We start from the raw sequence: 24,834 nt of genomic DNA, 5'->3' as shown, positions 1-24,834 counted from the left end.
TATCTTCGTGTTTCAATCAGCTATGCAAGTGCAGCTTAATGCTCGGCAACAGCACATTCTTTGGGCAACAGTACGCCACTACATTGCTACTGCAGAACCAGTTGGCTCTAGAGCATTGGTAGAAGAGTACAACCTTGGTGTTAGCTCAGCAACAATTCGTAACACGATGGGTGTTCTAGAAAAAGCAGGATTGCTTTACCAACCCCACACTTCTGCCGGAAGAGTTCCTTCAGATTCTGGCTACCGAATTTATGTAGACCAACTCATCTCTCCATCAGAAATTTTAGCAAAGCAGGTCGAGCAAGTTTTTCACGAGCGGCTGAAGTGGGAAGACTGGAGTATCGAAGCTTTGTTACAAGGGGCAGCACAAATTCTCTCTACAGTCAGTGGCTGCATCACGCTAATTACAATGCCACAAACTAACACAACGCGACTGCGGCATCTCCAGCTAGTACAGTTAGAACCAGGCAAGGCGATGCTGATAGTTGTTACCGATGCCTATGAGACACATTCGACATTAATGGATCTGCCTGTTACTCAAGAGCAAACGCCACTTGATTCAGAAGTTGTTGAACGAGAACTACAGATATTATCTAACTTTTTGAACGCTCAATTGCGGGGGCGATCGCTCTGTGAAATAGCCACTTTAAGTTGGAATCAATTAGATCGCGAATTTCAGCGCTATGGCGATGTTCTTAAAAGCTTCTTAGGAGAACTCAGTCGCCGCCAAGTATCAGGAACGCAAATTATGATTCGCGGCGTTTCCGAAGTGTTGCGTCAACCAGAATTTGCCGAACTACAGCAAGTCCAAACCATCATTCATTTGCTAGAAGAAGAGCAAGATCAACTCTGGCCTTTGATTTTCGAGGAACCTGAAGGAGAATATAGCAAGCATCGCGTCAGCGTGCGCATTGGTTCAGAGAATCCTCTGCAACCGATTCGGACTTGCACCTTAATTTCATCAACGTATCGGCGTGGAACAGTTCCTGTAGGTAGTGTAGGCGTGTTAGGACCAACTCGCATGGATTATGAAACAGCGATCGCTGTTGTCGAAGCTGCTGCTGATTACCTCTCTGAAGCCTTAAAATAATTAACCATGATCAGAAAAATTGGCTTTGCCACAACCTGGGTGGGACTAGCAATTTATGCTTTTTTTTTGGCACCACCGAATCAACCTGACACGTTTGAACTGATTAAGAATCTTTCTATCGGTGAAATCGACGGCATCAATCCTCTAATTGTTGCATTATTTTATATTATGGGTGTTTGGCCCATGATTTATAGTTGCCTGCTATTTTTTGATGGCAGAACGCAAAAAATTCCGGCTTTCCCATTTGCGGCGCTTTCTTTTGGGGTTGGTGCTTTTGCACTGTTACCTTACTTAGCTTTGCGCGAACCAAGTACAACGTTTCCAGGACAAAAAAACGCTTTCTTGAAGTTACTAGATTCGCGTTGGACTGGAATAATATTAATGACTGCGGCAGTTTTACTTGTTGCTTACGGCTTCAGCAAGGGAGATTGGGGAGATTATGTCTATCAATGGCGTACAAGTCGTTTTATTCATGTTATGAGTTTAGACTTTTGTTTGCTGTGCCTTTTGTTTCCTGCTTTGCTACGAGATGATATGACACGTCGAGGTCTAGATAGTTCTCTCCTCTATTGGATGACAGCGCTAATCCCGCTTTTTGGTCCTTTAATTTATTTATGCCTACGTCCACCTCTAGCAGAAGAACGGACTATGGAAGCTACTAGTAATATCATCTCCAGTTGAATAACCAGGCTATGATTAAGTTGCTAGTTGCTAATCACTCATTACTTTTAATTGCAAGCATGCATCAAATCTGTCTTCCGACTTTCTTCGGGGCTACTCATTAAGATTTGTCATGCAAGCTACAACGGTTCCCAAGCAGTTCCTTTGTAACCGTAGTCAAAAATCTCTGGATGCAAAATTTCTGCTAGAATCTCTAACGAATCAGCTAGGCGTGGTCCAGGACGATTGAAATACGCGTTGCCGTCAGTAATATAAACTCTTCCATGTTGCACTGCGTGTAACTTTTCCCACTCAGAGTGTTGAGTTAATGCCATTGCTTCTTGACGAGTACGGTGTAAATCAAAGCCACATAGCATAAAGATCATCACATCAGGATTCGTTGCAACGAGAGTATCCCAAGTCAGAGTTGGGGATGGTTGTCCGCTAACACTAAAAAGTGGTTGTCCCCCAGCTTGCGTGACAAGTTCTGGAATCCAGTTAGCAGCAGTCATCAGCGGATCAGTCCACTCAATGCAAGCCACTGTAGGTAGTTCCTCTAAAGAAAGGCTTGCTGTCTTTTGCTGACAAATATTCACTCGTGCTTCGAGATCTTCGATTAAAAAGAGCGATCGCACTCCCAATGCATTAGCAACTCGCTCGATATCGTGCCAAACGTCAGCTAAACTATTAGGCTGTAGGGAAATAATCTTGGGCTGACTTTGGGTCAGTTGTGCTACTGCTGCTTCAACATCTTGTAAACTAACAGCACAAACATCGCATTGGTCTTGAGTAATAATGTGTGTTGGTTTTAACTTTTCTAAGACGTCTATTTTAACTTGGTAAATGCTCAATGCTGAGTGCAAAATTTGGTTGACGTTTTGATGAATTTCTTTGCTGGGTGCTTCTGAGTTGAGCCTCGCTGCGGTACACACAGGAAGATCTTTTATTTCTGGCGGATAATCGCATTCATGCGATCGCCCAACCATGACATTTTCTAATCCTAGCGCCGCTACAATTTCTGTTGCACTGGGTATGAGAGAGACAATTCTTAAATTTTGATGACTCATGATACTTTCTTATCCAGCTAGTTTTTACTACAAATAATTGCTTGCTCTTGACTAAAGTTACTTGCTGATATAAAACAGTCTCACTTAAGATCTCACACTCAGCTGCGCCAAAGACTCGTTTACCTGTACACTTAATATAATTTGTTGTTTGTTCTAGAAAAATCAGCCTTGAGTATTAGTTCATTTATGAGGTCGAGTAATCAAACTAGATAGATCAACTTTATTAAATGCGAGTCAAGCTGTAGACAACTAATATTTAATGATCTTAACCTCCTGAACAAACTTTACTCAATAAAATACCTGAGGTAAGTAGATAATAACAATAGACGAACTTTCTCTCGCTATATTCTAGTAATGATTTACAGAAGTTTAATATGTATTAATTGAAAACTATGCAATCTTGTTACTCGAAATGATGCAAACAATGTCATATCCTATCCAGGATCGCATATTATACTGATAAAAAAATATTGATGCAAAGTGATCCATAGCACATTGATTTATACAACTAAGTGATATCTTCAGGTTAGTTATCAAATAGATTTTCCATGAGTGAAGAATATTACTATTTATACTAGTTATAAAAGTGCGATCGCCTCGTACACAAATTGCCTTCTCTAGTATTGGTTTCTGATTGTCGATGTGAACTGAAAAGTAAATGACTGCAGAACTGCTAAAGATTGTACTGGTAGCAGACGTATCAGATAGGCATCAAATTCAAAAAATATTGCAACAACTCAATCAGACACAGATTGAGCTAATAGCTATTGCAAGTCTAGACAACATTAAGCTACATCAATGTGTATCATATCAAGCAGAAACTGTGATTCTACTGGTGATATCCAGGCTTGATGCTTATGGCTTAAAAGTTGTTAATCAAGTACGCCACATTTATGCTGGTTTTCCTCTAATTGCAATTGGTGATACGCAAAATCAAGCACTGATCTGCGAAGCTATTAGTATAGGAGTGCAAGAATATCTTATAGCAGAACAGGTCACTAGTACAATATTGTTGCAGAAGCTACAATTCGCCAATGCAAGATGGCAGTGGCTAGGTAAACGTTTTGAAGATTTACAAAGGCTACAAAGCACAAGTAAAGTTAGCTTACATTCACCACTGAAAGAGTGTTGTTGTAGAGCAGATCAGCGCATCAGCGTTTTAGCAGAAATTAACACTTTTCGTCAGATTGTTACTCACTGCAATGATGCGATCGCAATTATTGATCTTCAAGGCTATTACTTACAACAAAATGCAATGCATCAGTTGTTACTAGGTTACTCAGATGAAGATCTGGATGGGAAGACACCAGCAATTCATCTTGGCGAACAAGTTTTTTCAACTGTTTGTCAAGAACTTGTTAAAAATGATCGTTATTGCTGCGAAGTACTGAGTCGCACAAAAAGTGGCAAGCTAATACATATAGAACTGAAAGCTTTTACAGTGCGTGATGAGCAAAATCAACCTGTTTGCTATGTAGGAATCAAAAAAGACATTACTGAACGCAAATTAGTGACATCTGTTGTGACACAACGCGATCGCTTGTTAGAAGGTGTTGCGGCGGCGACGAATCAATTACTGACAGCAAAAGATTTTACTCAAGCAGTATACAAAGCACTTGAGACTTTAGGTAAAGCAGTTCAGGTGAATCGAGTTTATGTTTTTGAGAATCATACTGATCCTCACAGTGGTGAACCACTACTGAGTCAGCGATTTGAATGGACAGATAACACAGTAACTCCTGAGATTGATAACCCTGAATTACAAAACCTTTCGTATCTTAACTTTTTACCTCGTTGGTATCAACTCCTGAGTGCAGGAAACATTGTCTGTGGGTTGGTAAAAGATTTTCCAGAAACTGAAAGACAAGTTCTAGAACCGCAAGATATTATTTCGATTCTCATCGTACCGATTTTTATTGAGGATTCTTTCTGGGGTTTTGTTGGGTTCGATGAATGTCGCTATCAAAGACAATGGCAAGAATCAGAAGAAGCTATTTTAATTGCAGCATCTGGAAGTATTGGGGCAGCAATTGTCCGTAAGCGAACAGAAGAAGCACTGCGTAAAACTGAAGCTAAAAATAGCGCTCTTTTAAATGCTATTCCAGATGCAATGTTTCGCATTAGAAAAGATGGTATTATTCTAGATTTTAAAGGAACAAAAAATTTTGATTTATATGTACCAGAAGATGAATTTATTGGTAAAAATTTAGTAGAATTTTTGCCAGAGAGTGTGAGCAAGAAAATTAGGTTAGGTATTAAGAAAGCACTCACAAATTGCACAGTTCAACTCATTGAATATCAACTTCCCATTCAAGGAAAAAATCGCAATTATGAAGCCCGAATGGTTGTTTGTGGCGAAGATGAAGTTGTGAGTATAGTGCGTGATATTAGTGAACGCAAGCAAGTAGAAATTGAACTGCGAAAAAGTAAAGAAGCTATAGAAAACGTCAGTAAAGCTAAAAGTGAGTTTTTAGCAACGATGAGCCACGAATTACGCACACCTTTGAATGCTATTTTAGGTTTATCACAATTACTACATCAAGAAATCTTTGGTTCTTTAAATGCAAAGCAAAAAGAATATGTAAGCTGCATTTATAGTAGTGGCGAACACTTGCTATCATTGATTAATGATATTCTTGACCTCTCGAAAGTTGAAGCAGGCAAAGAAGAACTGATGTTAGCGTTAGTTCAAGTACCTGAGTTATGTGAAACTTGCTTGGCAATTGTACGCGATCGCGCAATTAAAAAAGGTTTGCAACTTACTAGTCAACTCGATCCTCAGGCTGTTTGCTGCTTTGCTGATGAACGACGAGTTAAGCAAATGTTACTTAATCTGTTAACAAATGCAATTAAGTTTACTCCATCTGGTAAAGTTACTCTTCGAGTTCAAAAAGTTCCTCAAGGAATCACTTTTACTGTTTCTGATACAGGAATTGGTATTGCTTCAGAACATCTTAAGTTACTATTTCAACCATTTAAGCAGTTAGATAGTCGTTTCAATCGTCAATATGAAGGAACCGGTCTAGGTTTAGCTTTAACTCGTAAACTAGCGCATCTACACGGTGGAAATGTTACTGTAAAGTCAACGCTGGGTAAGGGTAGTGATTTTACTTTGTTGTTACCGGATTACCCTCAACCGACAGAAGATGAGCAGTATGGCTACAATCAACAAGCTGGTCATCTATTCAATTGTTCGCCACGAATTCTGATTAGTGGTAATGGTAATCATGGCAGCATTATTCAATCTTACCTTAAAGCAATTGGCTATGAAGTTAAGTACTTGAAAGTGACAAATAATATTTTGGCTCAGATCGAGAAATTTAAGCCAAAACTAATTTTATTAGATCCTCAATTATCAGAAAATGTTACAACTGTAACTCTCATACAACATCTTAAAGCAGAACTCGATCAAACAATTCCCATAGTCGTCATAACACAAACAACTGAAAAGTGCGATCGCTTCCTTGAAGCTGGTGCCCAAGAGTGTTTAAATAAGCCGATTGGTATTGCTCAACTAGAATCACTTTTGATGCGCTATTTATAGCAAAAGTCAGAGGTCAGGGTAAAATAAAGTATGACAGATTTTACGTGTTCTGCCAGGTTGTAAAATAGTGCCATGCGTCTATAAGATTGCCTTGTAACAATGCAGCAACACTGCTGAGAACTTGAATTTCTGGAATATTAGAGTTGAGTGTACGGGCATTTTTAAGGGCAGCTGCTGCAGGTGCGCCGTGCCAATTATAAAGATGGACAAAAGCAAGATAGGCATAAGCATAAGGGTTTTGAGCGTCGAGTTGAGTGACTTTTTCTAAAGCTGCGATCGCTTCTTTGACTTGTTGTTTCAATACTCTAGATAAAGCCAAAGTATACGCCCACTCTAAATTTTGTGATTCCTGCTGTAGGCGATAGGTTAAGGCTTGTTGAGTTTGCATTAAATAATCTTGCGTTGGATCGTATTGATTAATGCGGGCAATTTCTTCAAAAACCCATTCTAGTGCTGTTGGTCCTTGGGGTAAAGTAGCAGCTAAAATCCGCAACTGTGTTAATAAATCGAGTTCAGGTGCTGCAACAGGTTCAGCATTTGGTTCAATATTTACAGTCACCAGCGGGACAGCAATTGGATAAGTTTCGCCTGTATTACGGTTCAAGTAAGTTGCTTTTAATGTATAAGTTCCTGTGGGGAGATTTGCCGGTGGTAGCATTGCCATCCGTTCAATTACTTGAAATGTGCCTTGATGAGTTTGAACGACTGAATGCAGATTTCCCATTCCGACTGCATGATCGTGTATCCATTGAGATTTTAAATTGGTATCCTGATCCCAATCAAGTAATACTAAACCAGACTGCAACTCATCCCACGAACCAATCCATTGATAGGTGACAGGCGCAGGTATCCCAGGCTGTATTTGTTGAGGTACTGTAACTTGCAAGAGTTTCACATTTGCTAATGGCGTTTGCACTGAAGTCACTTCAACCTCCGGAGTGCGATCGCGATATAGATTTAATGTGCTACCGTCAGGTAATGCCCAACTTTTGTGAATTTTAAAATCAGGCGATCGCTCAATCGTTTGCACCATTTCTGCTTGGGCTGCGGGAACTGAACCTTGATCGCCAGTTTTTGTTAAGAACCAATCAAGCGATCGTGCATCTTGTGCTATTTGCTGCGATCGCGTTCCAACTTGTCGCCCATAAACTTGAAAGTCTCGTAATGCCCCATAGTAATTAAAGTTGTGTTGATTGATCTGTGGAGTAGATGGTAAAACTCCTAAGGTAGAGCGTAAATAAGGTGCTTGTTGAATGATTTCTTCGATCACTTCTGCATGCGGTAAACGAGAACCAACCAAAGCATAGTGTTCTGCTTTAGGACTCAACACTTGTGTCATACTTTGACCTATACCTCCTAGGGGAAACAGATTGAGAAACATCAGTAGTACTGCCAAAGTGACACTACCCCAACGAACACGATTTCCCCAACGTCCGCGCCAGGATGTTAAACCATAAGCTAAAAATAAGCCAACAACGGGTAAGTAAGGCAAAACATAACGTTCATCTTTATTGATATTTAATGAACATAAAAAATAAGCACCTAGCCAAAATATGGCTAACCAAGCTAATGAGGTATGATATTTTTCCTTGCGCTTCCAATAAAGAAGGATTCCGATGATTGGTACTAAAAGTAATAACCAAGAAACTTGATAAGGCAGAATTTCCCAGTAATAAGTCCAAGCTGCAAGAGTATTTAAAGGTGGATCGCCTTCAGCAATTGCAGAATCTATTGTTGCGCGTTTACCACTTGTTAAGACAGTTAACCAATTGGTGCGATACCAAGGATAGAATATCACTACTGATAGCAGTAGACTTGCGATTAACTGTAATAAACGCTGCCATTGTCGTCGATACAATGTGGCAATGCCTACCCAGAGTACTGGAACGAATAGAAAAAACAACGCGGTTTGTTTGACTAAGATCGCTAGCCCGAAGGAAATCCCAAAAGCCGCAGCCCACAACCATTGTTTGCTAGGAGATAAGCGAGATTTTACCGGTGCTATTAAGCTTGCACTAAAAGTCCAAAGTGTTAAACACAAAAAAGAGAGTGTGACTACAGCAGTCAAGGGATAATCTAAGACAAATTCTAGTCTGTAGCGGTAAAGACTAGGAAACAATTGACACAATGCTGCTGCCCATAAGCCTATTTCTCTATTGAATAGTTGTACACCTAATCCATAAACAGAAGTGAGGAGAATCGCACTAAATATTAAATGAATAAGTGTAGCTTGCTCTATTCCCCGACCAAAAATTTGCTGTACGATCGCAGCAACTGTGTATATTCCAGGCGGTATCTTTGAAGAAAGATGCCAGAAATCTGTCCACCATTCACGACTAAACCACTGTATCTGCTGTAAAGCTTGCCAGTAATTTAAAGAACCGTTGAGGTAATCAGCTTGATCCCAAGCGGGAACTGAGTTATCTATATTCAGCCAAATGCGATCGCTTACCGCACCTGCAAGCCAGATCAGTGCTAGAATCAGCAGCCCTCGCGCTTGATTGTGTTTGAGCCTAATCACACTCGTTGTTCGTTAATTTTTTCCTCATTTTTACATGAGGAATCCCCGCTTCATCAAATGTTTCTCCCTCTTGAATAAAATCGAGTTGTTGATACAGTAGTTTTATATATTCTTGAGCGTGAATCACAACTTCTTGAATCTTTTTTTCTATCGCTAGTTCTATCGCTTTTTGCATCAATCGCTTACCAATTCCTTGTCCTCTGGCAATTGATAACACTGCTAGTCGTTCTATTTTTGCTGTTTTCGCATCTAAATATCTCACACGCGCAGTTCCTACTGGCTGGGTATCTATGTAAGCAATAATCTGTTGAGCGATTTCATCTTTACCGTCAAATTCTAATGCCGGATCGACTCCTTGTTCTTCTTGAAAGACCGCACGCCGGATTTCTTGTATGTACTGCCATTCTTGCGGACTCGCAGTTTTAATTGCAATTTGGCTCATAAGCGGTGCTGATTCTGTTTGCACAAAGAATGTTGAGTTTTTACTAAGCTCTCGACATTGCTTTTACAACTTAGTACTATATTTTTATACTGGGTCATTAAGCTTTAATTTTATTTTCTTTTAAAGCCTCATTATATGGTAAACATTACCAGTTTTGTTAGTAAATTGCAATAGCTATACTAAAACAAAGTGAACTTCACTTGCCTCATACCGTTTGTTTTTCAATACAAACCTTAGATATTGTGGGCACTAGAGCTTGTAAGAGCAGCGATCAAGTATCCAAAGCAGCCACTCACTCCTACTCTCGCGCCCTGCGATCAAAATAATGGCAAGAATTAAACCATATTTCGAGCGACGCTACCCTTGGCGAGAACGTGGGATTGCGATTCTCGCCTTGATTAATTTGCTGTTAGTTGTTTTTGACCTAACGTACTTGTATAGTCGCGACTTCTATCTACAGATAATTCCTAGCTTGACACGGCTTTACGATCCGGTCAAAGGCATTCAACCGCATCCTGAAACTGAAAATTATCTTGCCCAAGTTGCAGCTTTAGAGGCGCAAGTTGTTGTCAGCGGATTGCAATCACCTGAAACTGCAAGTTCACTTGCGCAAGTACGTGTCCTGAGTCAAACACTGATTGAAGATAATCCTTTTGCAGCAGCTTACAAAAGTAGTCAGTTTGAAACAATCAAGCAACGTCTACGAGTGCGCACTGGGGAAACTTTAGCTAGAGATGCTTTTGCAAGATTTTGGAGTCCACTATATCTCACGCAAGCAGGTTGGCAGCAGGAAATGGAATTTTGGGATACGCAAATTCGCCCCTTGATGCAAACCAATTACTATCGCAGTGTTAACCGACTTGATACACCAACAAACCATTTCTGGCTACTCGATTTACCATTTGTACTGATTTTTGCGCTCGATCTTTTTGCACGGGTGAGGGCAATTCGTCGTCGTTATCCTTACTTAAGTTGGCTAGAAGCAACGTTAAGGCGCTGGTACGACTTGTTTTTACTGTTACCTTTTTGGCGATTATTGCGTGTCCTTCCGGTCTCAGTGCGTCTCTACCATACTGGCTTATTGAATCTTGACCCTCTTCGTGCCGAAGCACAACGAGATTTTGTCATTGGTTTTGCGGCAGAACTAACGGAAATGGCAGGAATTCAAATTGTTGAACAAATGCAAAATTCAATTCGCAAGGGAGATGTATTTCGATGGTTGTTGCATCCAGAACTGCGCAAACCTTATGTACAGGTTAATAATGTAAATGAGATGAGTGCGATCGCTTCACGCCTTTTTCATATCGCTGTTTACGATGTTTTGCCTCAAGTACAACCTGATATCGAAAATCTCATTCATCATAGTCTTTCTAGTACACTGCATCAGCTTCCTGGAAACCGCGCACTACAATACATCCCAGGTTTGCGTAATGTTGGTAAAAATCAAACTAAAAGATTAGCTAAAGCTATATTTAGTGTGACATACAACAACCTCACAAATTCAATGCAAGATTCTGTAGGTGCTGAACTTACCGCCCGCTTGGGGAGAAACTTACGTGATGCTTTAGAAAACGAATTACAAAAAAAACACAATATTCAAGAAATTCAATCTTTGTTGATTGATATGTTAGAAGAAGTCAAAATTAATTACGTCAAAGGTATTACTGAAGCTGGAAGCGAACAATTGCTGGAAAAAGCAGAGCAACTACATAAGCAGATCCGTCCCAAATAAGTAATAAGATGAAAATAAATTTAACTCAAAGACGTGTCAACAGTTTTGAGTGTTAAATTGAATATTTTTCTCAACTCTTTATTACCTGTTTCCAAGGCAACAAAAATCAGCTTTACACAATATAAACAGTATACTTGACAACAAAAAAGTAACTCTATTAGTTAAATAATTATAAAGTTATCACAATTATAGCCAAAAATGGTTATTTTATAACGTGTACCCGAATATAAGCCTATTCACTTGCTGATTATTTTGGAATGCAAGGATTGATAGCTGGGCAAGTTAACTCCTAGCCAATCTCAAGCGCAGGTATAACATGTTTGGAAATGCCTCGTTCTTCCTCAGGCATGGCTGTAGATCTCACACAGATTTCAGGGCTTAGCTGGCATGTGTAGAGGAACTCAACGACAATGCTTACTGTGAACTTAAAACATTTTTCACCAGAAGATTATTTCTTTCCCGACCGAGAAAATTCGCTTGTTTTAGTTGTTGATAGCGATCTAGATAGTTTAACGTTAACAACTGAGATTATTAAAGTTTATGGGTGTGGTGTGCTGACGGCGACAAATAGTCAAAATGCGTTGCAGTTGGCGATCGCCCACAAGCCAACACTGATTTTATTAGAACTGATGTTACCAGAAACCGATGGTATTTCTTTAACTCAGCAGTTACGTCAACACACGTTATGTCCAATTATTGCTGTAACTAGTTTACCCCAATATTTGTTCCAAGCAAAAGCACTAGCCGCTGGATGTAACGACTTTATGGAAAAGCCAATAGTCGTTGAAGATTTAGAAACTAAAATTTATCACTTTATACATAACTCTTTTTCTTTCTTTTTGCCTTCGGCATAGTCTCTGAATTCCTAATTAAGGTCAACACTAATAAAGCTACGACTATTATAAAAATATTACTATTCAAATTAGTGACTCAAACTTACAATAATCAGTAACTAATTGCTTTGCCTGAAATTTTGCCCATAGAAAAGATGGACGGGAAAGCGCGTCCATTTCACAGTTATTAAATAGATTTGTGAGGTAGGCTTGAAGCCTACCTTATGCCTTGATGCAAGATATATATCTTGCGTTAATCATTACCTCTGCCATGGTACGCTTCCATTACAGTTTTATGCAACTAGGTTAGGCAAAATCGGCAATTAGCAAGGTCAAAATCTGAAACGAATTATTCTCTCTACTTCTATAAAATTTGAAGGAGATTAAACGAATCCGAGTTCTAATTGAGGAGTAGAGAAGAATTAGCATGACAAGCCTAACAATAGCATAAAGAAGTTTTGTAAATTATTTTGATTCCTGCTCACTAGAAGTTATTGAACAGGTAAGCATTTTTGTCATTAAGTTAGCTGCGGATTGACTCCAGGCTGATTTGAAAAGCATTTTGTAGTTGATGAGGTCACTGCTAACTTTATTGATTTCTTAAGTAAATCTGCAATTATCCAAAACTAGCTGTAGTTGTCATCCTACATCTATCGACTTTGCCAGTAAGATAATCACACGTTACACGAGGAGTTACGGAAACATGATTAAAATTTTATACAAATCTTTTGCTTTTACAGGTACAATCACGAGTTTATTTTTAACAACATTCACACCCCTAGTTGCTACTGCTCAAACGAATGGTAACGTCGGCATAAATATACCCATAGCACAAGCAGATAAAGCCGCAGCCTACTGGACTCCACAAAGGATGCGGGAAGCTAAGCCAGTAAATATTAATCGTACTACTCTCCCTCAACCAACATCTCAAGTTGAACGATCGCCGTCTGGTCCACCTGTTAGCGCACCTAGCGGTGGTCCAATTTCCTCTCAATTAGAGAGACTCAGCGAGCAATTATCAAATAATTCATTGATAACTTCTGTTCCATTTGCTGCTAGTTACCCATTTGCGTACTCACGCTCTTTTGTTAATCTCAACAGATACACGCAGTACCCTGAAACAACTATAGGCAAGGTATTTTTTACTGAGAACGGCGTAGATAAGGTATGTTCAGCGTCAGCAGTTAATAGTACAAATAAACGTCTCGTTTGGACAGCAGGACACTGTGTATCTGATGGCAAAGGAAGATTTCATACTAACGTTACCTTTGTACCTGCTTACAAACCAGGAACTCCTGTGCCAGCGCCTTATGGAACATGGTCATCATGTGGGCTTTACGCAAGATCTGGTTGGCACAATAATAGTAATTTTGCTCAAGATCTAGGAGCAATTCAAGCTTGTGACAAAGGTAACAGACGTCTTCACAATGTTGTGGGGTTTTTAGGTTTTCTAGCAAATGCCCCGCGTAACCAATTCTGGCACGCTTTTGGCTATCCTGCAGCTGCACCCTTTGATGGTAGACGGATGATCGTTTGTGCTGCCCCTTATGCAGTAAATGATTCAGGTAATCCTAATCCAATTGGTATTGGCTGCGATATGACAGGTGGTGCAAGTGGCGGTCCCTGGTTAGTTAAGTATAGTCCTAATAGATTTGGAGCAATCAATCAAATCAATGGACTCAATAGCTATAAGTACAACCATCAACCAGGGGCAATGTATTCTCCTTATTTTGGTAGTAGCTTTCTGAGTTTACGCAACTATGCTATACAAAGAGGCTCCTGAGATTTTATTGCCAGATTGAGATTGATATAAGACTGATAAGAAGTAGTAGGCAGTGAAATGTGACTTACTACTTCTATTAATCTTCTGTTTGCGGCTGAACATCTTCTTGTGGACTCCAACTCGGAGCACTCGTTTCTGGGCTAGATGGTGGTTCAGGTTGAGCATCAGGATTAGGAGAACCAGGGCGCGTCATTGATGGTGGTTCAGCACGCTCCATGCGCTCAGGCGTCCAATATTGTTCGGCTTGAGATGCTTCGGAACAACGGATGTTTTGTCCAACGTTGCTTTCTGGGCGATCGCTCACTTCCTCTGCCTGAACTGCCATTGTTACAGGTGTCAGTGACAATATTAAAAAAGTTGCCAAGATGTTTTTAAATGTTAACCTATACTTGCAGCTCATATGCGTTTCCCTTCTGTATTCAAGTAGAACAATGTTATTTAGCTACAGCTCAGTCTCATTAATGAAGTTAGCAATAATATTTACGCACTTTTCCTCATGATAAAAGATCCATTCATGATATTCATCTTCCAGCATAATTAACTGTGAATGAGGAATACCTTGTGAAAACTCGTATGCACACTTAACAGGAACAAATAAATCGCGATCGCCCCAGACAATCAAAGTAGGGCACTGAACTTGTGGTAATAATGGGCGTAAGTCTTTTTCTAATGCAATCCATGAAGATTGAAACATATTTTGAGTCTTAAAAATCCAGTTACTTATTAGAGCTTTCATAAAAAGAAATGTCGGCTCAAATTTAAATCTGCCAATTTGAGCCGGAAAATCAATTAACCGTCGTAGTGCCACCTCAGGTAAAAAGCCTAACGGAATTCCTGTACTATCAATCAAAATGAGACTCTTAACAAGTTCGGGAAAATTAGCTGCTAAAACAACTCCAACCGCACCACCACCAGAATGTCCTACTACATGAACTTTTTTCAAATTTAAAGCTTTTAAGAAACTCATAATACACTCAACATATCCATCGTAATCTGGTACAGCAGTAGGAAAACTTGTTTTGCCAAAACCTGGTAAGTCCGGAGCAATAACATGATAGTACTGCGACAAAAGATGTAGAGTTTCTTGATAAGGCTCAGTGGCTATTGTCCAGCCATGTAAAAATAATATTGTTTCTGAATGAGTCACTCCTTCTTCTAGATAAACTGTTTGATAGTTCTCTAATTTAATTTGCTTTTGTTGTAATTGATGCTTCATTCAATCTACTCCTTGCACAACTGAAGGAGCGATCGCACTCCAGTCATATTCCATATATTTTGCCAAAGCAATCATATTGGGGTTCCACCGCCGACGTAGTGAATATAAATCTGCACCAGCTTCTCAGTTAGCTACTGTTGCAATTCCTTGCGCAGCTAAATGCTCAACAGCCTGATAGTGATGCGATCGCCGCATTTGTTCAGAGCGATAAGTACCAGTTTGAGGTCTAATATCACCGATACCTAAAGTTGACAGTGAATAACCACTGTAGCAAAATCTGTAGGAGTATCTTTTCCTTGCATTCGGATTTCACGATCTAACGCAACCCAACTGATCAAAGTAAACCTAATTAAAAGTAGCAGTATCCACACTGTAACAGTTGCATCATATACGAGAGTATGCGATCGCGCTGTCTGCGCATTGTCTTGGCACTGAAGCGAAAATGCCATAATCCTCGCGCCAGAGGAATGCTAATGATACCTTTGTCGCCTCTTGGATACAACACCGTTAAATATATGTCTGCAATGGCTAAAACACCTAACCCTGTTCCAATGCCTGGTAGTAACCAACCCCTGCGTGCTTTAACCCTTACTCTAAGCTGTACCGTACAGATGCAAAACAAACAGAAATTATCAAAATATAATCAATTAATATGTATCACTACGATTTCATAATGATACCAAATCTATACATTTAATACTTAAATTAGATACCGGAGGGTAGATACAAAAAGCGACAAAATGTTGCAATATTATCAGAAGTAATGTTAAATCCAGTTAACAATCATTACTCGATTGTAGACGATAAGAGGAGTGAGGAGCAGAATATGAAAGCTAAAACAATTTTTATACAACCTTGTGCCTATTCTTTCTGGTAGAAACCTAAATTTCTCCAAGAAACTCAACTATTACTTTTGGTAGAGATCCTTTTGATACCGACGCTTTGTCACATTTGCGTCACATTCTTCAGGAAGACTGGAATTACTCAATCCAGTCTATCACCCTGAACCACAGAGGTCAATGTAAGGAATACAAGGAATAACGTATGAAAACCATTTCGTTCAGGCGTGCTTCACTGATAGCAAGTCTCACTGCCGTGGGAGTTGTTGCCAGTGCAGCATCAGTTCAAGCTCAAACCGTTAGTAATGATGTGCAAACAACTGCAGATGTAAACAGCAATGTTTCCACTTCAGCATCTGCGCTTGTTATTGGGACAGCATCTGGAGTGACTCAAGCGGAGAGCAATTTGGTGGTGGATGGAAACGCGCCTGGGACAGATGGCAATGCTTCCACCATACTAAGTCAAGCTAACCTTGATAACTTAGGACCAACAGAGGGTGACATTGATGACCGTATTGAATCAAGTCCTCCTAACCCTTTAAATCAAACAACACCAGAAGGTGGCACAACTCAACCAACTCCTAGTCCAAATCTTGTGCAACCTCAACCAGGAACTGGAACAACAGATCCGACTTTTCCAGGACCTACCCAAACTCAACCAACACCTGGAACAGTAGATCCGTTCGCGCCTGGGACTCAAACTCAACCAGGTACTCCTTTTCCAGGACCTACCCAAACTCAACCAACACCTGGAACAGTAGATCCAACTTTTCCAGGACCAACTCAAACTCAACCAGATCCAACCTTCCCAAGTCCTACTCAGCAGCAAGTTCCTGATACAACAACTCCAGATACAACTGTAGAGCCTGCTATTGTACCTGGTACAGCAACCCGTGGTGGTGCTAGCTACATTGGAATTGGTGGTAATATCGGATTTGGTGGAGAAACCACTTTGAGTGAAGGTGCTTTTGCTGTTTATAGCAAAATAGGATTGACCGACACTTTTTCTGTGAGACCAGCAGCATACATTGGTGACAACACAGTAATTGCGATACCAATTACTGCAGACTTCCCACCTGCAGAAACAGGTGTTGCCGCTGCACAACTCAACATAGCGCCTTATATTGGGGCTGGGATTGCAATTTCTACAGGACAAGACAGTACTGTAGGTGCACTAATTACTGGCGGAGTTGACGTGCCACTAACAGAGCAGTTTACAGCAACTGCAGGCGTCAATATTGGTTTCATTGATGATACTGAAGTTGGACTGTTAGTTGGAGTTGGTTACAACTTCTAAATTTAAGTTAGGTAATATCCCTAAGTTGGCGCGAGTCTTTAAGGGCAACAACAGCGTACACTTAGGGATTACCTAAAGTCACTTTACTGTCACTTGATGTTCATGTTGCTGTCACTCTACAGTCACATTTACTTTTAAAACTATAAAGTAAGGACAATATGAGGATTTCAGCCTATGAACAAGCAATTATTACTTGGCTTAACTATAGCGGCGTCAATTCTTACATTAGGGATACCTACAATAGCACGCTCGCAAACAAGAATCGGCGATTTGCAGCAGCGCCCTCCTGGTACAACAATCTCAGGTAGAGTTGGAAATATTGTTGGCAACGACTTTATTCTTGAAGATGATAGTGGGCAAATTATTGTAGATGCAGGACCACGTTGGTGGCAACAAATCAATCTATCACCTGGAGAAGAAGTTACTGTAAATGGTGAACTGGGCAGAGGTGGTGAATTTGATGCTTTCTCCATTACTCGTGCTAACGGTACTGTGATTCAGATTCGTCCAGCACAGGGTCCACCACCTTGGGCAGGTGGTCCTAACCGTAACCGTCCTAACTCTGGCGCTAGAGGCAACGCGCCTGCAAAAAACTAGGGTCATATTAGTATGACCCCTACTGAAAGAAAGGGGAGGCATGAAGCATCATGCTTTAGCTTCCCCTTGCTAGTATTTACATTTAACTTGTATCACTCGCTGAATTGCGCTGTAGGCAAACCTGGAAATAAACCGTAGTGAGTCAACGGGAACACAACTTAAATCGAGAGGGAATAGCTAGTAGCATTGCGACAACACCCAAACCTGCACTGGCTTTTGGAGATGCGATCGCAATCATTGTTGGCATAGTTATCGGTGCAGGGATTTTTGAAACACCAGCACTCGTGGCAGCGAATAGTAGTAATGGGGCTGTTGCTCTTGGTGCTTGGGTTTTAGGAGGCGTTGTCTCTTTGCTGGGTGCATTATGCTATGGCGAATTAGCAACAACTTATCCACACACCGGTGGTAATTATTACTACTTGCTACGGGCATTTGGCAAATCAGTGGCTTTTTTATTTGCTTGGGCACGCATGACAGTAGTTCAAACTGGTTCAATTGCTTTATTAGCATTTGTATTTGGTGATTATGCTTCACAGTTGTGGCGCTTGGGTGCTTATTCACCATCAATCTATGCTGCTTTAGCGATCGCACTATTAACAGGTTTGAATATTATTGGCGTACAACAAAGCAAGATTGCGCAAAATTTGTTAACAGCAGCTAAGGTGTTAGGGTTACTGCTTGTCGTGGGCGTTGGTTTACTGATAACAACAAGTCCTCCACAACAAATCATTCCGCCAACCGAAAGCAGCTTAGGTTTAGTCATGATTTTTGTCTTGCTATCTTATGGCGGGTGGAGCGAAGCTGCGTATATTTCCGCTGAGATCCGCAATGTCCGCCGCGATATGGCGCGATCGCTGGTTTGGAGTATCTGTATTATCTCAACGATTTATTTGTTGATTAACCTTGCCTATCTTCGAGGCTTAGGTCTTGCTGGAACCGCTGGTTCAGAGGCTGTGGCAGCAGACTTAATGCGTCATGCTTTTGGAACTCCTGGCGCTGTATTTATTAGCTTCCTCATTGCTATTTCTACTTTAGGTGCCACCAATGCCACAATTTTTACAGGTGCGCGAACCAATTATGCATTAGGACGAGACTTTGCCCAATTCAAATTTCTCAGTAAATGGAGAAACAATGGCAATACTCCGATAGGTGCATTACTCGCTCAAGGTGCTATTTCCTTAGTACTAGTTTTAGGAGGAACTATCGCGCCTCGCAATGGCTTTGAAGCAATGGTAGACTACACTGCACCTGTGTTTTGGTTCTTCTTCTTGCTTTCTGCGATCGCCTTATTTGTCTTGCGACAGCGCGAACCACAAATACCACGACCTTTTCAAGTTCCGTTTTATCCTCTAACTCCGCTGCTGTTTTGTCTTATTTGTATTTATTTGCTTTACTCTAGTTTGACCTATACAGGAGTTGGAGCGCTATTAGGTTTATGCGTTGTGCTTTCAGGCATACCACTTCTGTTCTGGAATCGTAACCAACAAGTTTGAACGCAAGACAGAGTTTATCATTTGGGAATTTGAAACTGGAATTGACAATGAGGGAGATCAAGACATTAAACGTCACAAGGTAACAAACAATTTATCCAATTGGTAGCAAAGGGTGAGAATATGCATCTCAAGACAATTAAAAATTTGCTAGTTACCGGTGTGGGTATAGGTAGCTTGCTATTGGCAGGATGTAATCAACAACGTCAATTTGAAGCAGAAGCACAATCGCCAACGGTACAAACGCAATCACCAGCACCAGCAACTGAGCCTACTCAACCGCAAGAACGCTCACCAGATGTGCCTTATGTGCCTACTCCGCAAGAAGTCGTAGACCAAATGCTACAATTGGCAAATGTCACAAGTAACGATGTGTTGTACGATCTGGGTAGCGGTGATGGGAGAATTCCTATTACTGCTGTGCAAAGGTTTAATGCAAGTCGGGCTTATGGAGTTGAAATTAACCCTGAACTAGTGCAACGTGCTCGCCAAAATGCAGAAACGGCTAATGTCAGCGATCGCGTGCAAATTGTCCAACAAGACTTGTTTCAAACAGATTTGAGTGAAGCCACAGTAGTCACACTTTATCTCTTGCCAGATATCAATATTAAGTTACGTCCGAAGCTCCTACAAGAGTTAAGACCTGGTACTCGCATCGTTTCCCATGATTTCGATATGGGAGAGTGGCAACCTGACAATGTAGTTCAAGTTCAAGGTCCCAGTCGTCAACATACGCTTTATGTATGGACTGTACCAGAAAATGTGCCCGCAAATCTGCAATAGCGATTAGTGACTAGTGATTGGTCACTGGTAACTAACACGATCAATTAGAGAAAACAATCAGGAGCATTTCATGAAGAATCGTAAAAACACAATCACAAAGCTTGCTGGATTCTTAGGTGGATTGGCAATTCTACCAGTACTAGCAGCATGCGAACCACAAACGACGACAACACAAACATCTCCAGCACCTGAAGCTACTCCTACCATCGCTCCTGCACCTGGCGAAACACCAGCTGATCAAACAACTCCAACAACTCCAACCACAGGAGCTACAGATGATATTGTTAACGTTGCATCTGGAGATCCATCATTTAGTACATTGACTGAATTGATTAATGCAGCAGGTTTAGCCGATACCCTAGAAGGTGAAGGACCTTACACTGTATTTGCTCCTACAAACGAAGCTTTTGCTGGGTTATCTGAATCTACGCGCCAGCAGTTAGCACAGCCAGAAAATCGCGAAACCTTAAGAAGAATCTTGCAATACCACGTAGTTCCTGGAGAAGTGACTTCAGATCAACTGCAATCAGGAGAGGTAGCAACAGCTGAGGGTAATCCTGTCAATGTACAAGTTGATGCTGCAGCTAACCAAGTGAGAGTTAACGATGCTACTGTGACTCAACCTGATATCCAAGCCAGCAATGGCGTGATTCATGCAATTGATAGTGTCATTCTTCCCCCAAACCTTAACCTGTAAGTGACATAGTGAAAGGGCGTACTGCGGTACGCCCATAAAATTATCTTGTTGCATTCTTGGAGATTAGTGCTTATGCAGGGTCTTAAAGGAAAAAATGCTTTAGTTACAGGCGCAACTTCTGGGATTGGTCAAGCGATCGCAATTCGTTTAGCACAAGAAGGCGTCAATGTTGCGATCAACTATCGTTCTAGTCCTGAAGGTGCGGAAAAAACTGAAGAACAAGCAATGCAAAGAGCTTGTGGTGATGTGGAAAGTTGCGGCGTAAAATCACTACTAGTTCAAGGCGATGTCTCTAAAGAAGAAGACATTGTCCGGATGGTCAATACCGTTGTTGCACAATTTGGTAGTTTAGATATCCTAATCAATAATGCCGGAATTCAAACTGAGTGTCCTTCACACGAAGTTGCAACCGATGATTTTGACCAGGTGATATCAGTTAACCTGCGTGGTGCTTATTTGTGTGCGCGTGAGACACTAAAACATCTGCTTTCCCAAAACCGCCAAGGAGTCATTATTAATATCTCTAGCGTTCATGAAATTATTCCTCGACCGATGTATGTCAGCTATTCTATTAGCAAAGGTGGCATGGAAAATCTGACAAAAACTTTAGCTTTAGAGTATGCAGATAAAGGTATTCGCGTTAATGCTGTAGCACCTGGAGCAACAGTAACTCCTATTAACGAAGCTTGGACAGAAGACCCTCAGAAAAAAGCAGAAGTGGAAAGTCATATTCCAATGGGACGTGCGGGAACTGCTGAGGAAATGGCTGCTGCTGTAGCTTTTTTAGCTTCGGATGAAGCCGCGTATATCACTGGACAAACGTTATTTATTGATGGCGGACTCACCCTTTATGCAGACTTTCGAGAGGCATGGTCAGCTTAAAGATAGAAGATAAAAAAATACTCCTCTGACAAAATTAGTAAAAATAATCACAATGAGGAGTATCAATAGTATGATAACTATTAAAAGTCTTACTTTACCTGTGATGCTGAGTTTTTTGGGGCTTGTGGCATGTTCTTCACAGCCAACTCAGGCAACAAGCCAATCATCACCGCAGTCACAATCTGCAGAAGTACAACGTTTGCTTGAAACAAAGCAATGCCCTGAGTGTAACCTCAGCAATGCAAATCTCCAAGAAGCTGATTTAGACGAAGCTAACTTGCGAGGAGCAAATTTACAAGGTGCTAATCTCCAAGGCGCAGATTTAGAAGAGGCAAACCTGCAAAATGCCAATCTACAGCAAGCTAATTTAAGTAATGCAGACTTGGACAAAGCCAATTTACAAGGTGCTTCTTTACAAGAAGCTAACTTGAGTGGTGCAGATTTAGAAGAAGTCAACTTGCAAGATGCAAACTTAGAGAATGCCAACTTGTACCGAGCCGATTTAGAGAATGCTAACCTACAAGGAACTAACCTTGAGGGAGCAAATTTAGAAAGAGCCGATTTAGAAGGAACGATTCGCGCTAACCAAAGTACCCAGTAAATAAGCATTAAGGGAGCGACACTGATGACTCAAGAAGAAATCAGACTAGAGGAAAACCGCACTCGTAAAGCCTATTGGAGACGTTGGGGACCCTACCTTAGCGAACGCCAATGGGGGACTGTGCGTGAAGACTACAGCGCTACTGGTTCAGCTTGGGACTATTTTCCCCACGATCATGCTCGCTCCCGTGCTTATCGTTGGGGTGAAGATGGTATTGCCGGAATTTCGGATAATCACCAGCGGTTGTGTTTTGCGATCGCACTGTGGAATGGTAATGATGCGATTCTCAAAGAACGTATTTTCGGCTTAACTGGACCTGAAGGCAATCACGGTGAGGATGTTAAAGAGTATTACTTTTACCTTGATAATACTCCCTCCCATGCATATATGAAGTGTTTGTACAAGTATCCACAGCAAGCTTTTCCTTATGCCGAATTAGTCCAAGAAAACCAACGCCGTGGCTTTCACGATCCTGAATTTGAGTTACTTGATACTGGGATATTTGATAGCGATCGCTACTTTGATGTTTTTGTGGAATATGCAAAAAACACCGACGAAGATATCTTAATTAAAATTAAAGTTATTAACCGCAGTTCAGAAGAAAAAACACTACACTTATTACCAACTTTATGGTTTCGTAATACTTGGTCGTGGGAAGAAAACGCCCAAAAACCAATTTTAAAGAAAATTCAATCAGATGTTTTTAGTCTAGTAGAAGCAGCTCATCCCACGTTAGGCGAAAGATGGTTATATTGCGATCAATCACCAGAACTTTTATGTACTGAAAACGAGACAAATTCTCAAAGATTATTTGGCGAGCCGAACAAGTCACCTTACGTCAAAGATGGCATTAATGACTATGTTATTCATGGTAAGAAAGAAGCTGTCAACCCTGAACAAGTAGGTACAAAAGTTTCTCCATATTATATATTAAATATTGGTGCAGGACAAGAAAAAACTGTCCATTTAAGACTTTGCAACACAACAGTATCAGCACCTTTTGGCGAAGAATTCGATCGCGTTTTTGAAACACGCCAACAAGAAGCTGACGATTTCTATCAACGTATTTCTCCTAATGTGACCGATCCAGATGCCCAAAGTGTACAACGTCAAGCATTTGCTGGTTTACTGTGGACAAAGCAATTTTATCACTACGTTATTGAAGATTGGTTGAAAGGCGATTCGACACAACCTACACCAAATAGAACTTACGAACGTAATAAAGAATGGCTTCATGTATTTAATGACGACATTCTTTCGATGCCCGATAAGTGGGAATTCCCTTGGTTTGCTGCTTGGGATTTAGCTTTTCATGTCTTACCTCTAGCTATGATCGATCCTGATTTTGCCAAGCGTCAAATGGATCGATTCACACGCGAATGGTATTTGCACCCCAACGGACAAATGCCAGCTTATGAATGGCATTTTAGTGATGTCAATCCACCTGTTCATGCGTGGGGAACTTGGCGCGTCTATCAAATTGAAAAACAAATGTATGGACGTGCAGATAAAGATTTTCTAGAGCGTGTATTTCAGAAATTACTTCTCAATTTTACTTGGTGGGTAAATCGTAAAGATGAAGAAGGCAATAATGTTTTCCAGGGTGGGTTTTTAGGGCTAGATAATATCGGAATTTTTGACCGAAGTTCAGAATTACCGACAGGTGGTCATCTCGATCAATCTGATGGTACAAGTTGGATGGGGATGTATTGTTTAAATATGTTGGCGATCGCACTTGAACTTGCAAAAGATAATCCCCCCTACGAAGACATTGCCAGTAAGTTTTTTGAACACTTTCTTTATATCGCTGATGCGATGAATCATATAGGTGACACAGATGTAAATCTGTGGGATGACACAGATGATTTTTATTACGACGTACTGCATTTTCCTGATAATCAACGGGTACATCTTAAAGTACGTTCTATGGTTGGACTTGTCCCTATCTTTGGTGTAGAAGTTTTAGAACAAGCAACTTTAAATAATTTTCCTGGTTTCAAAAAGCGATTTGAGTGGTTTATTACAAATCGCCCAAATTTGACAAGAAACATTGCTTGCATGGAAGCTAAAGGAATAGGAGAAAGACGATTACTCGCAATTGTTAATCGCAATAAACTAGAACTGATTCTGCAAAAAATGTTAGATGAAACAGAGTTTTTGAGTGATTACGGCATTCGCTCACTTTCTAAGTTTCATGCAGAAAACCCTTATATTTTTGAAGTTGATGGTCATCAACATCGCGTAGATTACGAAGCGGCGGAGTCTACTAGCGGGATGTTTGGGGGAAATTCTAATTGGCGTGGTCCTATTTGGTTTCCTATGAATTTCCTCATTATTGAATCGCTACAGAAATATCACAATTATTTAGGTGATGAGTTTACTGTTGAATATCCTACAGGTTCTGGTAAATTGATGAATCTGGAAGAAATCACTACTGAACTTGCACAAAGGTTAATGCGAATTTTTCTGCGATCGCCACAACGCAGACCTGTTTTTGGCGGTATCGAGAAGTTTCAAAATGACCCTCATTGGCAAAACTGGATTTTATTCCACGAATACTTCAATGGCGATGATGGCGCTGGACTTGGGGCTAATCACCAAACAGGGTGGACAGGTTTAGTTGCTGACTTAATTCATCAAGCGTATCAACAAGGGACTTCTGCAACTGAGCCGCAAAAATCACTTAAAGCGTCAGTAATTGATACATAGATATTTTAAGTAAATCTGCAAAACTTATGGGTTAGCTAGCTTGCCTGCCCT

Annotated in this window: 20 protein-coding genes; 14 read left to right on the top strand and 6 right to left on the bottom strand. The window is 40.7% G+C overall.

The window, feature by feature from the left end; all coding sequences use genetic code 11:
• The first annotated feature begins 22 nt into the window (after positions 1–22).
• On the top strand, positions 23–1,090 hold the full coding sequence (hrcA, locus tag CSQ79_RS25410) for a heat-inducible transcriptional repressor HrcA (protein ID WP_099703899.1): 1,068 nt from the start codon (positions 23–25) through the stop codon (positions 1,088–1,090).
• Between the two features lie 6 nt (positions 1,091–1,096).
• Positions 1,097–1,771 carry a DUF2834 domain-containing protein gene (locus CSQ79_RS25405; protein ID WP_099703898.1) on the top strand — a complete coding sequence of 225 codons (675 nt, stop codon included), beginning with the start codon at positions 1,097–1,099 and terminating at the stop codon, positions 1,769–1,771.
• A gap of 119 nt (positions 1,772–1,890) precedes the next feature.
• Here the strand turns inward: CSQ79_RS25405 and CSQ79_RS25400 are convergent, their stop codons facing one another.
• Complete coding sequence (locus tag CSQ79_RS25400) at positions 1,891–2,817, bottom strand: cobalamin-binding protein (RefSeq protein WP_099703897.1); 927 nt, start codon at positions 2,815–2,817, stop codon at positions 1,891–1,893.
• A 658-nt stretch (positions 2,818–3,475) separates the two neighbouring features.
• Here CSQ79_RS25400 and CSQ79_RS25395 point away from each other — a divergent pair.
• The gene (locus tag CSQ79_RS25395) at positions 3,476–6,361 is read left to right on the top strand and encodes an ATP-binding protein (RefSeq protein WP_099703896.1); all 2,886 of its coding nucleotides are present in this window, start codon (positions 3,476–3,478) and stop codon (positions 6,359–6,361) included.
• A 40-nt stretch (positions 6,362–6,401) separates the two neighbouring features.
• Here CSQ79_RS25395 and CSQ79_RS25390 read toward each other — a convergent pair whose 3' ends face one another.
• Both CSQ79_RS25390 and CSQ79_RS25385 read right to left on the bottom strand, forming a co-directional pair.
• Positions 6,402–8,882, bottom strand: a complete 2,481-nt coding sequence (locus tag CSQ79_RS25390; protein WP_099703895.1) for a glycosyltransferase family 39 protein — start codon at positions 8,880–8,882, stop codon at positions 6,402–6,404.
• Positions 8,875–9,324, bottom strand: coding sequence for a GNAT family N-acetyltransferase (locus tag CSQ79_RS25385; protein ID WP_099703930.1), 450 nt, complete (start codon positions 9,322–9,324; stop codon positions 8,875–8,877). Before CSQ79_RS25385 ends, CSQ79_RS25390 begins: the two co-directional genes overlap by 8 nt.
• A gap of 325 nt (positions 9,325–9,649) precedes the next feature.
• Here CSQ79_RS25385 and CSQ79_RS25380 point away from each other — a divergent pair, with 325 nt between their 5' ends.
• The 3 genes from CSQ79_RS25380 to CSQ79_RS25370 all read left to right on the top strand — a co-directional run bounded on the left by CSQ79_RS25380 (position 9,650) and on the right by CSQ79_RS25370 (position 13,672).
• Entirely contained in the window at positions 9,650–11,056 is a 1,407-nt protein-coding gene (locus CSQ79_RS25380; protein WP_099703894.1) for a hypothetical protein, read from the top strand.
• A gap of 410 nt (positions 11,057–11,466) precedes the next feature.
• Positions 11,467–11,910, top strand: a complete 444-nt coding sequence (locus CSQ79_RS25375; protein ID WP_099703893.1) for a response regulator — start codon at positions 11,467–11,469, stop codon at positions 11,908–11,910.
• A gap of 682 nt (positions 11,911–12,592) precedes the next feature.
• Positions 12,593–13,672 carry a trypsin-like serine peptidase gene (locus CSQ79_RS25370; protein ID WP_099703892.1) on the top strand — a complete coding sequence of 360 codons (1,080 nt, stop codon included), beginning with the start codon at positions 12,593–12,595 and terminating at the stop codon, positions 13,670–13,672.
• Positions 13,673–13,748: 76 nt separating this feature from the next.
• Here CSQ79_RS25370 and CSQ79_RS25365 read toward each other — a convergent pair whose 3' ends face one another.
• The 3 genes from CSQ79_RS25365 to CSQ79_RS25355 all read right to left on the bottom strand — a co-directional run bounded on the left by CSQ79_RS25365 (position 13,749) and on the right by CSQ79_RS25355 (position 15,337).
• Complete coding sequence (locus tag CSQ79_RS25365) at positions 13,749–14,072, bottom strand: hypothetical protein (protein WP_143755503.1); 324 nt, start codon at positions 14,070–14,072, stop codon at positions 13,749–13,751.
• 42 nt (positions 14,073–14,114) lie between these two features.
• Positions 14,115–14,888 (bottom strand): alpha/beta fold hydrolase, encoded by a 774-nt coding sequence (locus tag CSQ79_RS25360; protein WP_099703890.1) that lies wholly within the window; start codon positions 14,886–14,888, stop codon positions 14,115–14,117.
• Positions 14,889–15,130: 242 nt separating this feature from the next.
• A complete protein-coding gene (locus tag CSQ79_RS25355; protein WP_099703889.1) occupies positions 15,131–15,337 on the bottom strand; it encodes a hypothetical protein in 207 nt (68 codons plus the stop codon).
• 595 nt (positions 15,338–15,932) lie between these two features.
• On the opposite strand from CSQ79_RS25355, the gene CSQ79_RS25350 reads away from it, so the two are divergent.
• The 8 genes from CSQ79_RS25350 to CSQ79_RS25315 all read left to right on the top strand — a co-directional run bounded on the left by CSQ79_RS25350 (position 15,933) and on the right by CSQ79_RS25315 (position 24,783).
• Positions 15,933–17,024: a hypothetical protein gene (locus CSQ79_RS25350; protein WP_143755502.1), complete on the top strand. Its 1,092-nt coding sequence runs from the start codon at positions 15,933–15,935 to the stop codon at positions 17,022–17,024.
• Positions 17,025–17,198: 174 nt separating this feature from the next.
• Positions 17,199–17,621 (top strand): DNA-binding protein, encoded by a 423-nt coding sequence (locus CSQ79_RS25345; protein ID WP_099703887.1) that lies wholly within the window; start codon positions 17,199–17,201, stop codon positions 17,619–17,621.
• Positions 17,622–17,758: 137 nt separating this feature from the next.
• Positions 17,759–19,114 (top strand): APC family permease, encoded by a 1,356-nt coding sequence (locus CSQ79_RS25340; protein WP_099703886.1) that lies wholly within the window; start codon positions 17,759–17,761, stop codon positions 19,112–19,114.
• Between the two features lie 120 nt (positions 19,115–19,234).
• Positions 19,235–19,894, top strand: a complete 660-nt coding sequence (locus CSQ79_RS25335; RefSeq protein ID WP_099703885.1) for a class I SAM-dependent methyltransferase — start codon at positions 19,235–19,237, stop codon at positions 19,892–19,894.
• Between the two features lie 70 nt (positions 19,895–19,964).
• Complete coding sequence (locus CSQ79_RS25330; protein WP_099703884.1) at positions 19,965–20,591, top strand: fasciclin domain-containing protein; 627 nt, start codon at positions 19,965–19,967, stop codon at positions 20,589–20,591.
• Positions 20,592–20,663: 72 nt separating this feature from the next.
• Complete coding sequence (locus tag CSQ79_RS25325) at positions 20,664–21,473, top strand: SDR family oxidoreductase (RefSeq protein ID WP_099703883.1); 810 nt, start codon at positions 20,664–20,666, stop codon at positions 21,471–21,473.
• 70 nt (positions 21,474–21,543) lie between these two features.
• The gene (locus tag CSQ79_RS25320) at positions 21,544–22,074 is read left to right on the top strand and encodes a pentapeptide repeat-containing protein (RefSeq protein ID WP_099703882.1); all 531 of its coding nucleotides are present in this window, start codon (positions 21,544–21,546) and stop codon (positions 22,072–22,074) included.
• A 24-nt stretch (positions 22,075–22,098) separates the two neighbouring features.
• Positions 22,099–24,783, top strand: a complete 2,685-nt coding sequence (locus CSQ79_RS25315) for an MGH1-like glycoside hydrolase domain-containing protein (RefSeq protein ID WP_099703881.1) — start codon at positions 22,099–22,101, stop codon at positions 24,781–24,783.
• Positions 24,784–24,834 lie beyond the last annotated feature (51 nt).

This window comes from Gloeocapsopsis sp. IPPAS B-1203, from assembly GCF_002749975.1.
GTDB lineage: Bacteria > Cyanobacteriota > Cyanobacteriia > Cyanobacteriales > Chroococcidiopsidaceae > Gloeocapsopsis.
Note: the sequence above shows the minus strand (reverse complement) of the source record. Positions and strands in the feature narration are given on the sequence as shown.

Coding starts and splice junctions, on each gene's coding strand:
- CSQ79_RS25365 (WP_143755503.1), bottom strand. CDS start 14,072: ATGAGCTGCAAGTATAGGTTAACATTTAAAAACATCTTGGCAACTTTT.
- CSQ79_RS25320 (WP_099703882.1), top strand. CDS start 21,544: ATGATAACTATTAAAAGTCTTACTTTACCTGTGATGCTGAGTTTTTTG.
- CSQ79_RS25335 (WP_099703885.1), top strand. CDS start 19,235: ATGCATCTCAAGACAATTAAAAATTTGCTAGTTACCGGTGTGGGTATA.
- CSQ79_RS25380 (WP_099703894.1), top strand. CDS start 9,650: ATGGCAAGAATTAAACCATATTTCGAGCGACGCTACCCTTGGCGAGAA.
- CSQ79_RS25350 (WP_143755502.1), top strand. CDS start 15,933: ATGAAAACCATTTCGTTCAGGCGTGCTTCACTGATAGCAAGTCTCACT.
- CSQ79_RS25395 (WP_099703896.1), top strand. CDS start 3,476: ATGACTGCAGAACTGCTAAAGATTGTACTGGTAGCAGACGTATCAGAT.
- CSQ79_RS25345 (WP_099703887.1), top strand. CDS start 17,199: ATGAACAAGCAATTATTACTTGGCTTAACTATAGCGGCGTCAATTCTT.
- CSQ79_RS25355 (WP_099703889.1), bottom strand. CDS start 15,337: ATGGCATTTTCGCTTCAGTGCCAAGACAATGCGCAGACAGCGCGATCG.
- hrcA (WP_099703899.1), top strand. CDS start 23: ATGCAAGTGCAGCTTAATGCTCGGCAACAGCACATTCTTTGGGCAACA.
- CSQ79_RS25370 (WP_099703892.1), top strand. CDS start 12,593: ATGATTAAAATTTTATACAAATCTTTTGCTTTTACAGGTACAATCACG.
- CSQ79_RS25400 (WP_099703897.1), bottom strand. CDS start 2,817: ATGAGTCATCAAAATTTAAGAATTGTCTCTCTCATACCCAGTGCAACA.
- CSQ79_RS25325 (WP_099703883.1), top strand. CDS start 20,664: ATGCAGGGTCTTAAAGGAAAAAATGCTTTAGTTACAGGCGCAACTTCT.
- CSQ79_RS25330 (WP_099703884.1), top strand. CDS start 19,965: ATGAAGAATCGTAAAAACACAATCACAAAGCTTGCTGGATTCTTAGGT.
- CSQ79_RS25385 (WP_099703930.1), bottom strand. CDS start 9,324: ATGAGCCAAATTGCAATTAAAACTGCGAGTCCGCAAGAATGGCAGTAC.
- CSQ79_RS25405 (WP_099703898.1), top strand. CDS start 1,097: ATGATCAGAAAAATTGGCTTTGCCACAACCTGGGTGGGACTAGCAATT.
- CSQ79_RS25315 (WP_099703881.1), top strand. CDS start 22,099: ATGACTCAAGAAGAAATCAGACTAGAGGAAAACCGCACTCGTAAAGCC.
- CSQ79_RS25360 (WP_099703890.1), bottom strand. CDS start 14,888: ATGAAGCATCAATTACAACAAAAGCAAATTAAATTAGAGAACTATCAA.
- CSQ79_RS25375 (WP_099703893.1), top strand. CDS start 11,467: ATGCTTACTGTGAACTTAAAACATTTTTCACCAGAAGATTATTTCTTT.